Raw genomic sequence first — 11,898 nt, forward strand, 5'->3', positions numbered from 1 at the left:
GGCTATGACTTTGACGATATTTGTCGACACCGGCATTTTGCCACATGGCAACCGGGGCTAGATAAATGCTGGCTGGTATCCCCTTTCTCCCCAAAGACGCTATCGACGATCTGCTGGATCGTCTGGCAAATCACGTCGTTGCCAAGGGGCTGCGTGTCGCGGGCTATGTGCAGAAACGCCGCGCGGACCGTGATTGCGGAACCCTGGTTTATGTCCGCAATCTTGGCACCGGACATGAAATGCCGATCACCAAAAACCGCGGGTCGCTGGCGCGCGGCTGCAAGCTGGATGGCGATGCATTGGCAACCCTGTCCGAACAGCTTGAAGGCGATCTGGATCATACCCCCGATATCCTGATCATCGGGCGGTTTGGACGCAGCGAAGCCGACGGGCGCGGATTGCGCGACGTGATATCAAAGGCAATGGATTTGGGAATTCCGGTACTGGTCGGGGTTCGCGATGAATATGACGCCGCCTGGCAGGACTTCCACGGTGGCTATGCCCAAACCCTGCCCTTTGACGAGGACTCAATCATCATCTGGTGGCAGGAACAAGTCAGGGAACGCGCAACACAGGAAGCCTGATGACCTGTCATCAGGCCACACGCTAAACGCTGCAAACGCCAAGGTTGGCATCAACAATAACCCGCTCGTCGATCAGAACGCGGGTCGCAAAACTTTCAAACCACGCCCCGAATGCCGCATCATATCTGGCGCGTCCGGCACGCTGTTGATCAGGGTTCTGACCATTCGGGCGTTCAGTCTTTTCCGCGGATTTCGCAAGCCAGCGTTCATGGGTTTCGTCATCGACTTCGGGATGGAACTGAATCCCCCAGATCCGGTTATCAACGTGATAGGCCTGATTGGGGAAAACCGAGCCGCGCGCCATCAATTCAGCCCCGTCGGGAAGCTCGAACCCCTCGCTGTGCCAGTGATAAACCATCATTTCATCGGGGAACAATTCACGCCCGGCCTCGGTCGCCTCGATCGGGTAATAACCGATTTCAGTCATGCCATCGGCACGCGAGGTGACTTTGGCCCCCAAATGGCGCGCCATCAATTGCGCACCAAGGCAAATGCCCAGATACATCGCGTTGCTGTTCACGACATGGGGCAGCCATTCCATGATCTTTGCAACATTAGCCTCATGGTCGTCATTGGCACTCATCGGACCGCCAAACACAATCGCCAGATGGTAGCCTGACATATCACTTGGCAACGCGTCGCCTTCACCCGGACGGCGAATATCGAACTCGTACCCATACCGGCACAAAACAGCCCCAACCCGACCGGGTTGACCGGTGGCAGAATTGAAAACCATTAAAACGCGTTTCGCGGGACTTAATTCGTTCATGCCGACCTCGTTGCTGCGATAGCGAAAGGGTGGCGGTTTAGAACCGTTTTGACAAGCCCCGAGACCATAAAAGGCAAAACGACATGACAAAAGGCCACCGCATTTCTGCGATGGCCTTCGGGGCTTTTCCCAATCGTCATATAATGCCGAAAAGCGGCTTATACGTTGAATTTAAAGTGGAAGATGTCTCCGTCCTTGACGATGTAGGTCTTGCCTTCCTGACGCAGTTTGCCGTTATCGCGTGCACCGGCTTCACCGCCAAAGGTGATGAAATCGTCATAGGCGATGGTTTCGGCCTTGATGAAACCGCGTTCAAAATCGGTATGGATCACACCGGCGGCATTCGGTGCGGTTGCGCCGGAATATACTGTCCATGCACGCGCTTCTTTCGGGCCAACCGTGAAGAAGGTCAAAAGGTTAAGCAGCTTGTAGCCTTCGCGGATAACACGTGCCAGACCGGTTTCTTCAAGGCCAAGCCCCTCAAGGAATTCTTTCTTGTCTTCGGCACTCTCGAGCAGGGCAACCTCGGACTCAATCGCGGCTGAAATCACAACCGAACGCGCACCCTGTGAGGCAGCCATTTCGGCAACCTTGGCCGAAAGCGCATTGCCATCAGCCGCACTGTCTTCATCCACGTTGCACGCATAAAGGACCGGCTTGCTGGTCAGAAGCTGCAACATGCGAAACGCCTTGGCTTCGTCATCGTTGTTGATTTCAACAACACGTGCCGGTTTGCCTTCGCGCAGGGCTTCAAGCGTACGTTCAATCAGCTCCAGCGTCAGTTTGGCATCTTTATCGCCACCCTTGGCACGTTTCTGAAGGCCGGTAACGCGCTTTTCAAGGCTGTCCATATCGGCCAGCATCAATTCGGTTTCGATGGTTTCCGCATCACGCACCGGATCAACCGATCCTTCGACATGGGTGATGTCCCCATCTTCGAAACAACGCAGAACATGCACGATGGCATCGGTTTCGCGGATATTGGCCAGGAACTGGTTACCAAGCCCCTCGCCCTTGGATGCACCGCGCACAAGACCGGCGATATCAACGAATTCAAGCTGGGTCGGAATGATGGTCGCCGACTTGCCGATGGCGGCAATCTTATCAAGGCGTTCATCAGGAACGCTGACCCGACCGGTGTTCGGTTCGATGGTACAGAACGGGAAGTTCGCGGCTTCGGCCGCGGCAGTCTGTGTCAGGGCGTTAAACAGGGTCGATTTACCAACGTTGGGCAGACCGACAATACCGCATTTGAATCCCATCTTTTCCGGGCTCCGTCACTTCGAATGTGTCTGAAACAGGATGGGGCAGGCCCCGATCCCGATGCTATTTCTTTTTGTTAAAGGCGCGGGCCAGTGCATGCGCCATGGCGGTTGCGGCGTTGCTGACCGGGGTGTCGGGCTTGCCTTCAACCTCCGGCGCATCAGACGCACCTTTATCTTCTATCTTGCCGTCGCCTTTCACAGCGTTGGCCGATTTCTCAACCGCCGCAGCCGGTTTTGGCTTTTTCTCGGCCTTGGGTTTTGGCGGCGAGACAATGTGCGAAACCTTGCTCATGAAACCGCCGTCGTCTCCCTTGACGAGACGCGGGAATTCAAGTGCGACGCCATCCAGCAGCGCCATAAGCCAACCGTTCTGTTCGGCCTTGGAAAAATCGCCCAGAACATGCCCGTGAACACGTTCCTTTTCCCCAGGATGGCCAATACCAAGCCGCACACGACGATATTCCTTGCCGCAATGGGCGTCGATGGACCGCAATCCGTTATGCCCGCCATGGCCGCCGCCGCGTTTGACGCGCAGCTTGCCCGGTGGAAGATCCAGCTCGTCATGCAGGACAATAACGTCTTCGATCGGAATTTTGTAAAAACGCAGGACTTCGCCAACGCTTTGGCCCGAAAGGTTCATGAAAGTTTCCGGCTTTAATACCAGAATCTTTTGGCCGTTCACTTCGCCTTCGGCAATTTGCCCCTGAAATTTCTTGCGCCAGGGTCCAAAAGAATGACGGCGGACGAGTTCGTCCGCCGCCATAAAGCCGATATTGTGGCGATTGGCGGCATATCCCGAACCCGGGTTCCCCAATCCAATCACCAATAACATCGTAGACCTCGATCTTATTCTTCGGTCGCTTCTTCGTCGTCAGCGCTTTCGGCATTTTCTTCCGATTTAAGCGCAGACGGAGCAGCAACAGTCGCAACCGTGAAGTCACGGTCGGTAATGGTGAGTTCGACACCTTTCGGCAATTTGATCGCCGAAATGTGAATCGAGTCGCCAACTTCGACACCAGTCAGATCGAAGACGAGTTCTTCCGGAATGGCATTCGGTGCACATTCAACTTCGACATCGTGACGAACGATGTTCAGAACGCCGCCTTTTTTCAGACCCGGGGATTTCTCTTCGTTAACGAAGCGAACCGGGACTTCAACGGTCATGGTCTGACCTTTTGCAAAACGCAGGAAGTCGACATGGATCGGAGCATCCGTCACTTTGTCGAACTGTACGTCGCGTGGCAGGACTTCGTAGGTTTCTTTGCCAATCTTGACATCAAGAATGTGCGAGAAGAAACCCTGCTTGTGCAGAAGCTTGTTGAGCGGACGCGGGTCAATCTGGAACAGAACAGGTTCCTGTTTTGCTCCGTAAATGACACCAGGGACCATACCGGCACGACGCACGGCACGGGCGGCCCCCTTTCCGGCCCGTTCACGGATTTCCGCAGTGATAACAGTGTTTGCCATCGGAAAATCTCCTTGAACTAAAAACATATTGCGACCGTGGGCTGGTGCAAATCACCGGTGAAAACCCACGAAAGCAAACGCGCTGGCCTCCAGGGGTGCCAGCGCAGCAGCGCCTTATACCCTCAATCGAAAAGAACGGAAACAGATTTTTCTTCCGAAATTCGACGAATGGCTTCGGCCATCAAAGGTGCAATCGGAAGCTGACGAATTTTCGAACAGCCACGCACCGCTTCGGATGCCTTGATCGAGTCCGTGGTCACGACTTCGGTCATCGGCGAATTGGCAATACGCTCAACAGCCGGGCCCGACAGAACACCATGCGAAACATAGGCCGCAACCGATGCCGCACCGCGCTCTTTAAGAGCCGTCGCCGCATTGCAAAGGGTGCCAGCCGAATCAACGATGTCGTCAACCAGAATGCAGGCCGCATCCTTGACGTCACCGATAACATGCATGACTTCGGACACACCGGCCTGCGGGCGGCGTTTGTCGATGATGGCCAGTTCGGCATCCAGACGTTTTGCAACGGAACGCGCGCGTGCCACACCACCGACGTCCGGGCTGACGATAACCAGTTTCTGGCCTTCGAACTTGTTGCGGATGTCGCTGGTCAGAACCGGGGACGCAAACAGGTTATCAAGCGGAATATCGAAGAAGCCCTGAATCTGACCGGCATGAAGGTCCATGGTCAGAACGCGGTCTGCACCGGCAACCGTGATCAGGTTGGCAACCAGCTTTGCCGAAATCGGGGTACGGGGACCCGATTTACGATCCTGACGCGCATATCCGAAATACGGAAGCACAGCGGTAATGCGGCGGGCCGAACCACGGCGAAGCGCATCAAGAACCACCAGAAGTTCCATAAGATGGTCGTTTGCAGGGAAAGAAGTGCTCTGAATGACAAAAACGTCCTCACCGCGGACGTTTTCCTGTATTTCACACCAGATTTCCTGATCGGAGAATCGCTTGAGATCTGCACGGGTAAGCGGCAGGCTCAAGTGATCAGCAATTGCCTCAGACAGCGGGCGGTTGCTGTTACAAGCGAGGATCTTCATGGCGGGGCCTCGATTAATGGGTGCCGGGAAAGTGAATAAATCTAATGTCCTGTGCGGTACAGGCCGGATGCAAACTTGCCGGTAACAGATCCCGTCACGTCTTTCCTGTCGTTCACTTGACCGTATAATTCGGCGCTTTCGCCTTCCGGTCCAACGACATATCCACGACACTCAAAGACCAATAATGAGCAAGTCCACATATCAGTGAACCGCGGCGGTGTTATAACCAGCCGTTAACAGTCTGTAAATGGTCGCGGTGCCGAATATCGACAAGGCAGTCATGCAGATTGGCGCAATATCGGACGATCAGCACGCTATCAACGTGACGATACCGTCTTTTTATCGGCCTTAAGCATCATGCCCTTTTTGCGCGCCACCTGAGTAAGCGCCCCTTCAAGGGCATCGACAGCGGCTTGGGCGGCAATCGATGCCACCGACCCCCAACGTTCATCAAGCCGTCCGTGCGGCACGACATTGTTTTGCGCCATCTGGCCCAATTCGGTGCCATCCGGGTCCATGATCACCCAGTCGATCTGAACCTGATCAAGCGGCGTCGTGGTTTTGCGGTCCACTGGTTTAACGGAAATTGTCGCCGATAAAATGATCGATCTATCGTCTATTTCATCGTCAACCTCGATCCCCTTAGCACGCAGCAACGCCCCCGCGGAACGTACCAGTGCTTCATTCCCATCGCCCGGTGCCCCTGCAAAATCAACAAGTGCGATCTTCACCACCGGTGCCTCGGCAAATTGGGAACGATCACCCGAAATCAGAAACGCAATCCGCTTGGCCGGCTCGTCCACCAGCTGATCATATGCCTGCTGTGCCGGATCGACCTTTTCGCCCTTAAGGTCGCGAACCTTGTCGGCAAGCTCCTTGGGCACGGCAAGGTTGGTTTCTTCGGGGCCGTTCGGGGTTTGGGCAAACCAGTAACCTGATTGCAATTCCCCCGCCCCGCGGGCGGTATCAATCGCCAGGCCATCCGGGTTCATCAAAACCCAGGTCACATCAATATAGGCCGCATCACCGCTCGCCAGGCGGGACTCGACATTGGGCCGCAATATAAAGTCACCGCCGATCTGGCTGTCGCTATAAGCCGGGATATCAAGATTGCGAAGCGCGCGTGCCATCGCGCGCGACAAATGCACCGATGCCCCCTCGGGCAGATCTTCGCCGATCTCGACCCGGACCGTGTTGGTATCGCGCAGTTCCAGCAATGTCGGATCACCTTCGCGACCGGCCCCTTCAAACGGGCGCGGTAAATCACCGCATGCCGCAAGCGGCAAAACACAGGACGCAAAAAGAACCAGAAACCGTAATCGAGAAATCATCTATTCAAATTCACCGCGTCACATCAAAACGCAGCCAACCATGGCTGCAATGATCATAAAGAAGAACAGCATGATCAAATGGGGCATAGCATGTTTCCTCGCAATCCCGGGATCAGGAACCGGTCAGCATGATCGCCGATAACTGCCGTCCGTAATCAGGTTCACCGCGAAGGGTCGTCCGGCGATAGCTGTAAAACAATTCTTCTTCGGCCAAGGTATCGCGCGCCACCAGCTCGACCGCGGCAATACCTGTCGCCATGGTCCGGCGGCGGACATATTCCGGCAGATCGAACATGAAGTGACCATCGCGGACGGATCGATCAAAAAGGTCCTCATCCCCGGATGGACCCGACAGGATCGTATCACGGAACCCGGCATCGACTTCGTAGGACGGACGCGCAATGCACGGCCCGACAGAGGCCGATATATTGTCACGCGACGCGCCAAGCTTTTCCATCGCACTTACGGTTGCCTCGGATATCCCGGCGAATGATCCGCGCCATCCTGAATGACACGCACCAATCACGCGCGCCTTTGCATCATGGAACAATACCGGCGTGCAATCCGCCGTCAGAATGCCCAGCATCACATCGGGGCGGTCGGTTACCATCGCATCAGCCTTCGGGGCTTCTTCGCGCTCCAGCGGGCGTTTCAGCACCGCAACATCAATCCCATGCACCTGATAAACCGTGGTCAGACGGTCCGCCTTCGTACCAAACGCCTTTGCCGCACGTGCGCGATTTTCCGTAACACGGTCCCGGCTGTCATCCGACCCGAACCCGACATTCAGTCCGCTATGGATGCCATCACTCACCCCGCCCTTGCGGGTCAGAAAGCCATGACGCAGACCATCTTGATGTTGCAGGCTTTCGGCCTCGAACCACATCAGGCCATTGGCATTGCGTTCAATTCCGCGGGTTATCTGGCTGGTCATCGAAAGCTCCGTCATCCTTCGGCACCGCTGACACAAGGTGGCGGCGCCGTTTCGCGACCATATCCGATCAGCACTTTAAAAAGGGTTCCCATCTGATCGGCATCGATCAGGCGTGCCAAGGCCGCATCAATCGATTTTGCCTGCACATCATCGGCACCTTCTTTCAAAAGTTCGGCACGCTGTTCAATACCCAGCATCCGAAGGAACGTGCCCTGCGTCAGGACCGCACCGATCCGCGCATCCGCTTCCAGCATTGCCCGCCCGATGGCGGCAAAATCAACATGCGCGGTCAGGTCCGCATCACCGGGCTGCTCCAGAACCGGATGATATTTATGGTCCTTAAGCGCCTGCAAGGTATCACCAAACGCACTGTGGGGATGGCCGTAATCAATGAATAAAGCCGCGCCGCCAACCGCGTTCAGGCGGCGCGCGACCTGATCTGCAATCGCAATCGCCGCCGGGCAGCTTTCAAAAATATCGCCGGGCTTTGCCGTGCCACGCAATGTGGCTGGCACCAGCGCATCCGTCACCGGCGTTTCCGCCCCGCGCACGAACCCAAGTTCACCCGTATTGGCATCCACCCCAACCAGCCGTTCGCACCAGCCATGGCTTGCGCGTTCAAACTGACGGATCGGCAGGGCATCGAAAAACTCGTTGCCGATCACAATCATCGGCGCATTGCCACTGACCGGAATATCGTCAAATGCCTCGTGCCACGTTGCTGGAATGCCATAGGGCATGATCGCGGTTTGCTGATGGGTTCTAAGGACCGGACTGGTTTCAACAAACCGCACGGTTAACGCATCGGAAAGCCCCGGCACATTGCGCACCGCACGCAGGGCATCGGCCATCAGCGTCCCGCGCCCTGGTCCCAGCTCCACCAGATTGATCTTGCGCGGGCTTCCCATCTGCTGCCATGTCACCGCCGCCCAAAGCCCGATCAATTCGCCAAACATCTGGCTGATTTCAGGCGCGGTGATGAAATCACCCTTGCGCCCGAACGGGTCCTGTTTGCGGTAATAGCCATACTCGGGATGGGCGAGCGCGTCACTCATGAAATCGGCAATCGTGATCGGCCCGCCAAGGGCGATGCGCCGTTTCAGATGATCAAGCAGCGGGTTTTCGGAAGTCTCGGTCACGCCTTCTGTCCGTCTTTTGGCTGGTCTTCTTTTGGAAGCTTGCGCGTTTCAATCGGATCGGATTTCATCGCAAACACTATGCAGCCAATACCGGCCAGAACCATCGGGATCGAAAGCAACTGCCCCATGGTTGCCCCGAATGTCAGGAAGCCAAGCTGCGCATCGGGCTGGCGGAAAAATTCCACGATGATGCGCGAAATGCCATAACCGGCAACGAATGTTCCGCCAAGAATACCCGGCCGATGGCGGACATAGGCACTGCGCGACAGGGCAAACAGCACGATAAACAGGATCAGACCTTCAAGCGCAGCTTCGTAAAGCTGGCTTGGGTGGCGCGGTTCCGGCCCGCCATTTGGAAACACCATGCCAATCGGGGAATCGGTCACACGGCCAAACAGCTCGCCATTGATGAAATTGGCGATCCGCCCGAAAAACAGCCCGATCGGCGTTGCCACCGCCGCCGCATCCAGTACCGCCAGAATCGAAATGCCGCGTTTGCGCGCAAACAGGATGATCGCCACGATCACGCCCATGAACCCGCCATGGAACGCCATGCCACCCTGCCATACTTTCAGGATATTGGCCGGGTTCGCCATGTAATATTCCAGATTGTAAAACAGGATATATCCCGTACGCCCGCCAAGAATGACGCCAAGCGTCGCCCAGAACAGCAAATCATCAATGTCGCGTTTGCTCATGATGTTGGGCGTCTTGGCACAGTAATAAACCACATACCGCCAGCCAAGCAGCAACCCGGCAATATAGGCAAGGGCATACCAGCGGATTGCAATCGGACCGATAGAGATCGCGATCGGATCAATCGCCGGAAAGGCAAGGCTTAGCATCAGGGGAAACTCCGTGACGTATGTTTGTTAATTTACCGACTGGTCGCAAACGATCAGGGCAGGAACATGGCAAGACGCCCTGCCCGGCATCGGATCAACGGAACGGGTCCTCGGTCGCGAGGTAATCCTGAATATATTGCCGCACCCCTTCTTCAAGCGGGGTCATGTTCGCACCGTATCCGCACGCACGCAGTTTGGCCATATTGGCCTCGGTGAAATACTGGTATTTGTCGCGAATGCTTTCAGGTGTTGGCACATACTGAATATCGGGTTCCTTGCCAATCGCACTGAATACCGAAAGCGCCAGATCCTTGAAACTGCGTGCCTTGCCGGTGCCGACGTTAAACAGGTCGCTAACCTGCGGGTTGTCGTAAAGCCACATGATGATATCGACAACATCCCCGACCCAGACAAAATCGCGAAGCTGCCCGCCATCCTCGTAGTCGGGATGATGCGATTTGAAAAGGGTTGCGGTTTCACCCGCCGAAAGCTTGTCAAACATCTGCGACACGACCGATCGCATGCCGCCCTTGTGATATTCGTTCGGGCCATAGACGTTAAAGAATTTAAGCCCGGCCCACTGTTTCGGACGGAAACCGTTCTGATCAAGGATGGTTCTGAACCGGCGGTCGGTTGCATGTTTTGACCAGCCATAAGCATTCAGCGGTGCCAGTTTTGCCAGATCACCCTGATCAAAACTGTCGTTAAAGCCCTGCTTGCCATCGCCATAGGTCGCCGCCGAGGATGCATAGATCAACCGCGATGAATGGCGCGCACACCATTCCCAAAGCCAGGTGGTCAGTTTGAAATTGTTCTGCACGATCTTGTCGGCATCGCGTTCGGTGGTGGCCGAAATCGCGCCCATGTGAAAAATCGCCTTGATATCGTTATGCGCGTCCAGAAACGCAGGCAGATCATCGGGATGAACGATATCGCGCAGGTTACGTTTTGCGATGTTTTTCCATTTGATCCCGTCGCGCAGACGGTCAACGACCACAATGTCGTTTTCACCGCGTTCTTCAAGGGCGGCCACGATATTGGACCCGATAAATCCGGCACCACCGGTTACGATCAGCATTGCATTCTCCTCGCGGCACATTGGCCTTGTGCGCCAGCCCTTGCTGCGACCCTGTCGGGCCTTTGGGGCAATCAATTATGAAAACTGACAACTTTATAGGCCCCGCCCCGATCCGGGGCAAGGAAAGCCGTTTGTTTTTCCTTTACAGGTGCCTGATTGACGATCAACTTGCCTTGCGCTGTGCAAAGCCCATATTATGCGCATGTTTTGCGGATATGCCGTAACACACAGATACCGCCAAAAGCCGGAGACAAAGATGCAGATCAATAACCGTATTCTTGACGACCTGACCCGTGTCACCAATTCCGCCCTCGGAACCATGACCGGTGTCAAAGGCGAGATCGATGCACTTGTCCGCCAGCAGTTTGAAAAAATCCTGGCGGGGATGGACATGGTCACCCGTGAAGAATTCGATGTCATTCACGATGTCGCCATCCGCGCGGCTGAACGCATCGACGGCCTCGAAGCCAGGATTGCAGAACTCGAAGATCGTCTGGCAAAAGCTGAAAAACCGGCCACCAAACGCACCAGCAGCAAACCGGCAGCAAAAAAAGACGCATAACCGGGAAATCATCCCCACATACAGGCAAGGAACGCCGTTCATCGCAGGGCCGCGGAAAGGTCGGCCAGGGACAGCGGATTGCCGATCATTTGAAATTCATTTCCGTCACGCGTCGCGGGGCGGTTGAAACGCGGCGGGCACCGGCATATAGTGCGCGCCCTTTCGCATATGCAGAGACTGGCAAATTTATATGAACGACCACCTGGAAGATATCGGCGACCTCGGTGACGAAAATCCGTTGCTGCTTGTTGAAGATATCGCCCGCACCAATGACTGGCACGTGGAACGTCGCAGCGACGATGAAGTCGTTGTCGAAATCCCGGCGCACTGGTGCACGTATCTGGTCTATTTCACCTGGCGCGAAGATGCCGAAGCGCTTCACATTGCCTGCTGCTATGACCTGTTCGTTCCCGAGCCGCTGCGCCCGCGCATCTACGAATTGCTGGCAAAATGCAATGAACAGCTTTGGCTCGGCCATTTCGGATTGTGGCTGGATGAAAACATGCCGCTGTTCCGCCATACGCTTCTGTTTGGCGGCGATGTCCCGCCGATGGTCGAACAGTTCGAAGAACTGATTGATATCGCCATCTCCGAATGCGAACGCTTTTTCCCGGCTTTCAACTTTGTGCTGGGTCAGGGCAAAACCCCGGACGAGGCATTGACCCATTCTATGCTGGAACCTGTCGGCCAGGCATAGGCGGCGCGTTACCACCAGACGCATTTTCAATGGGGTCGGACCGTGTGCCGACCCTTTCTGTTTGCGGGCGCTGAAAAATTTTCTCCACCACACGCGAATGGTCATCACGATATAAATCCCGGTCGAGAGGCTTGAACAATACCCCGGACGATACAAAATCCCGCGCGGATTG

13 protein-coding genes are annotated in these 11,898 nt (G+C 55.6%); 3 read left to right on the forward strand and 10 right to left on the reverse strand.

The window, feature by feature from the left end; translation table 11 throughout:
* The first annotated feature begins 65 nt into the window (after window positions 1–65).
* The gene (locus BC440_RS04965) at window positions 66–584 is read left to right on the forward strand and encodes a DUF2478 domain-containing protein (protein ID WP_065701704.1); all 519 of its coding nucleotides are present in this window, start codon (window positions 66–68) and stop codon (window positions 582–584) included.
* 22 nt (window positions 585–606) lie between these two features.
* On the opposite strand, the gene BC440_RS04970 is transcribed toward BC440_RS04965, so the two are convergent.
* The 10 genes from BC440_RS04970 to rfaD form a co-directional block, all read right to left on the reverse strand.
* Window positions 607–1,353 (reverse strand): GMP synthase, encoded by a 747-nt coding sequence (locus BC440_RS04970; protein ID WP_065701705.1) that lies wholly within the window; start codon window positions 1,351–1,353, stop codon window positions 607–609.
* Window positions 1,354–1,511: 158 nt separating this feature from the next.
* The gene (gene ychF, locus BC440_RS04975) at window positions 1,512–2,615 is read right to left on the reverse strand and encodes a redox-regulated ATPase YchF (protein ID WP_007090082.1); all 1,104 of its coding nucleotides are present in this window, start codon (window positions 2,613–2,615) and stop codon (window positions 1,512–1,514) included.
* Window positions 2,616–2,679: 64 nt separating this feature from the next.
* Complete coding sequence (pth, locus tag BC440_RS04980; protein ID WP_065701706.1) at window positions 2,680–3,450, reverse strand: aminoacyl-tRNA hydrolase; 771 nt, start codon at window positions 3,448–3,450, stop codon at window positions 2,680–2,682.
* A gap of 14 nt (window positions 3,451–3,464) precedes the next feature.
* Window positions 3,465–4,085: a 50S ribosomal protein L25/general stress protein Ctc gene (locus BC440_RS04985; protein ID WP_007090084.1), complete on the reverse strand. Its 621-nt coding sequence runs from the start codon at window positions 4,083–4,085 to the stop codon at window positions 3,465–3,467.
* Window positions 4,086–4,207: 122 nt separating this feature from the next.
* Window positions 4,208–5,140 (reverse strand): ribose-phosphate pyrophosphokinase, encoded by a 933-nt coding sequence (locus tag BC440_RS04990; RefSeq protein ID WP_007090085.1) that lies wholly within the window; start codon window positions 5,138–5,140, stop codon window positions 4,208–4,210.
* A gap of 317 nt (window positions 5,141–5,457) precedes the next feature.
* Window positions 5,458–6,471, reverse strand: a complete 1,014-nt coding sequence (locus BC440_RS04995) for a hypothetical protein (RefSeq protein ID WP_065701707.1) — start codon at window positions 6,469–6,471, stop codon at window positions 5,458–5,460.
* A gap of 112 nt (window positions 6,472–6,583) precedes the next feature.
* Window positions 6,584–7,405, reverse strand: coding sequence for a peptidoglycan editing factor PgeF (pgeF, locus tag BC440_RS05000; protein ID WP_223304860.1), 822 nt, complete (start codon window positions 7,403–7,405; stop codon window positions 6,584–6,586).
* Between the two features lie 11 nt (window positions 7,406–7,416).
* Window positions 7,417–8,544 (reverse strand): class I SAM-dependent methyltransferase, encoded by a 1,128-nt coding sequence (locus BC440_RS05005; RefSeq protein ID WP_065701708.1) that lies wholly within the window; start codon window positions 8,542–8,544, stop codon window positions 7,417–7,419.
* Window positions 8,541–9,392 (reverse strand): prolipoprotein diacylglyceryl transferase, encoded by an 852-nt coding sequence (lgt, locus tag BC440_RS05010; protein WP_196871242.1) that lies wholly within the window; start codon window positions 9,390–9,392, stop codon window positions 8,541–8,543. The genes BC440_RS05005 and lgt overlap by 4 nt, the downstream gene beginning before the upstream one ends.
* A 91-nt stretch (window positions 9,393–9,483) precedes the next feature.
* Window positions 9,484–10,467, reverse strand: coding sequence for an ADP-glyceromanno-heptose 6-epimerase (gene rfaD / locus BC440_RS05015; RefSeq protein WP_065701710.1), 984 nt, complete (start codon window positions 10,465–10,467; stop codon window positions 9,484–9,486).
* Window positions 10,468–10,723: 256 nt separating this feature from the next.
* Here rfaD and BC440_RS05020 point away from each other — a divergent pair, with 256 nt between their 5' ends.
* Both BC440_RS05020 and BC440_RS05025 read left to right on the forward strand, forming a co-directional pair.
* A complete protein-coding gene (locus BC440_RS05020) occupies window positions 10,724–11,029 on the forward strand; it encodes an accessory factor UbiK family protein (protein WP_007090091.1) in 306 nt (101 codons plus the stop codon).
* A 190-nt stretch (window positions 11,030–11,219) separates the two neighbouring features.
* The gene (locus BC440_RS05025; RefSeq protein WP_007090092.1) at window positions 11,220–11,726 is read left to right on the forward strand and encodes a YbjN domain-containing protein; all 507 of its coding nucleotides are present in this window, start codon (window positions 11,220–11,222) and stop codon (window positions 11,724–11,726) included.
* Window positions 11,727–11,898 lie beyond the last annotated feature (172 nt).

Source organism: Thalassospira sp. MIT1004, from assembly GCF_001858545.1.
Classification (GTDB): Bacteria; Pseudomonadota; Alphaproteobacteria; order Rhodospirillales; family Thalassospiraceae; genus Thalassospira; species Thalassospira xiamenensis.

Coding starts and splice junctions, on each gene's coding strand:
- BC440_RS04965 (WP_065701704.1), top strand. CDS start 66: ATGCTGGCTGGTATCCCCTTTCTCCCCAAAGACGCTATCGACGATCTG.
- BC440_RS04970 (WP_065701705.1), bottom strand. CDS start 1,353: ATGAACGAATTAAGTCCCGCGAAACGCGTTTTAATGGTTTTCAATTCT.
- ychF (WP_007090082.1), bottom strand. CDS start 2,615: ATGGGATTCAAATGCGGTATTGTCGGTCTGCCCAACGTTGGTAAATCG.
- pth (WP_065701706.1), bottom strand. CDS start 3,450: ATGTTATTGGTGATTGGATTGGGGAACCCGGGTTCGGGATATGCCGCC.
- BC440_RS04985 (WP_007090084.1), bottom strand. CDS start 4,085: ATGGCAAACACTGTTATCACTGCGGAAATCCGTGAACGGGCCGGAAAG.
- BC440_RS04990 (WP_007090085.1), bottom strand. CDS start 5,140: ATGAAGATCCTCGCTTGTAACAGCAACCGCCCGCTGTCTGAGGCAATT.
- BC440_RS04995 (WP_065701707.1), bottom strand. CDS start 6,471: ATGATTTCTCGATTACGGTTTCTGGTTCTTTTTGCGTCCTGTGTTTTG.
- pgeF (WP_223304860.1), bottom strand. CDS start 7,405: ATGACCAGCCAGATAACCCGCGGAATTGAACGCAATGCCAATGGCCTG.
- rfaD (WP_065701710.1), bottom strand. CDS start 10,467: ATGCTGATCGTAACCGGTGGTGCCGGATTTATCGGGTCCAATATCGTG.
- BC440_RS05020 (WP_007090091.1), top strand. CDS start 10,724: ATGCAGATCAATAACCGTATTCTTGACGACCTGACCCGTGTCACCAAT.
- BC440_RS05025 (WP_007090092.1), top strand. CDS start 11,220: ATGAACGACCACCTGGAAGATATCGGCGACCTCGGTGACGAAAATCCG.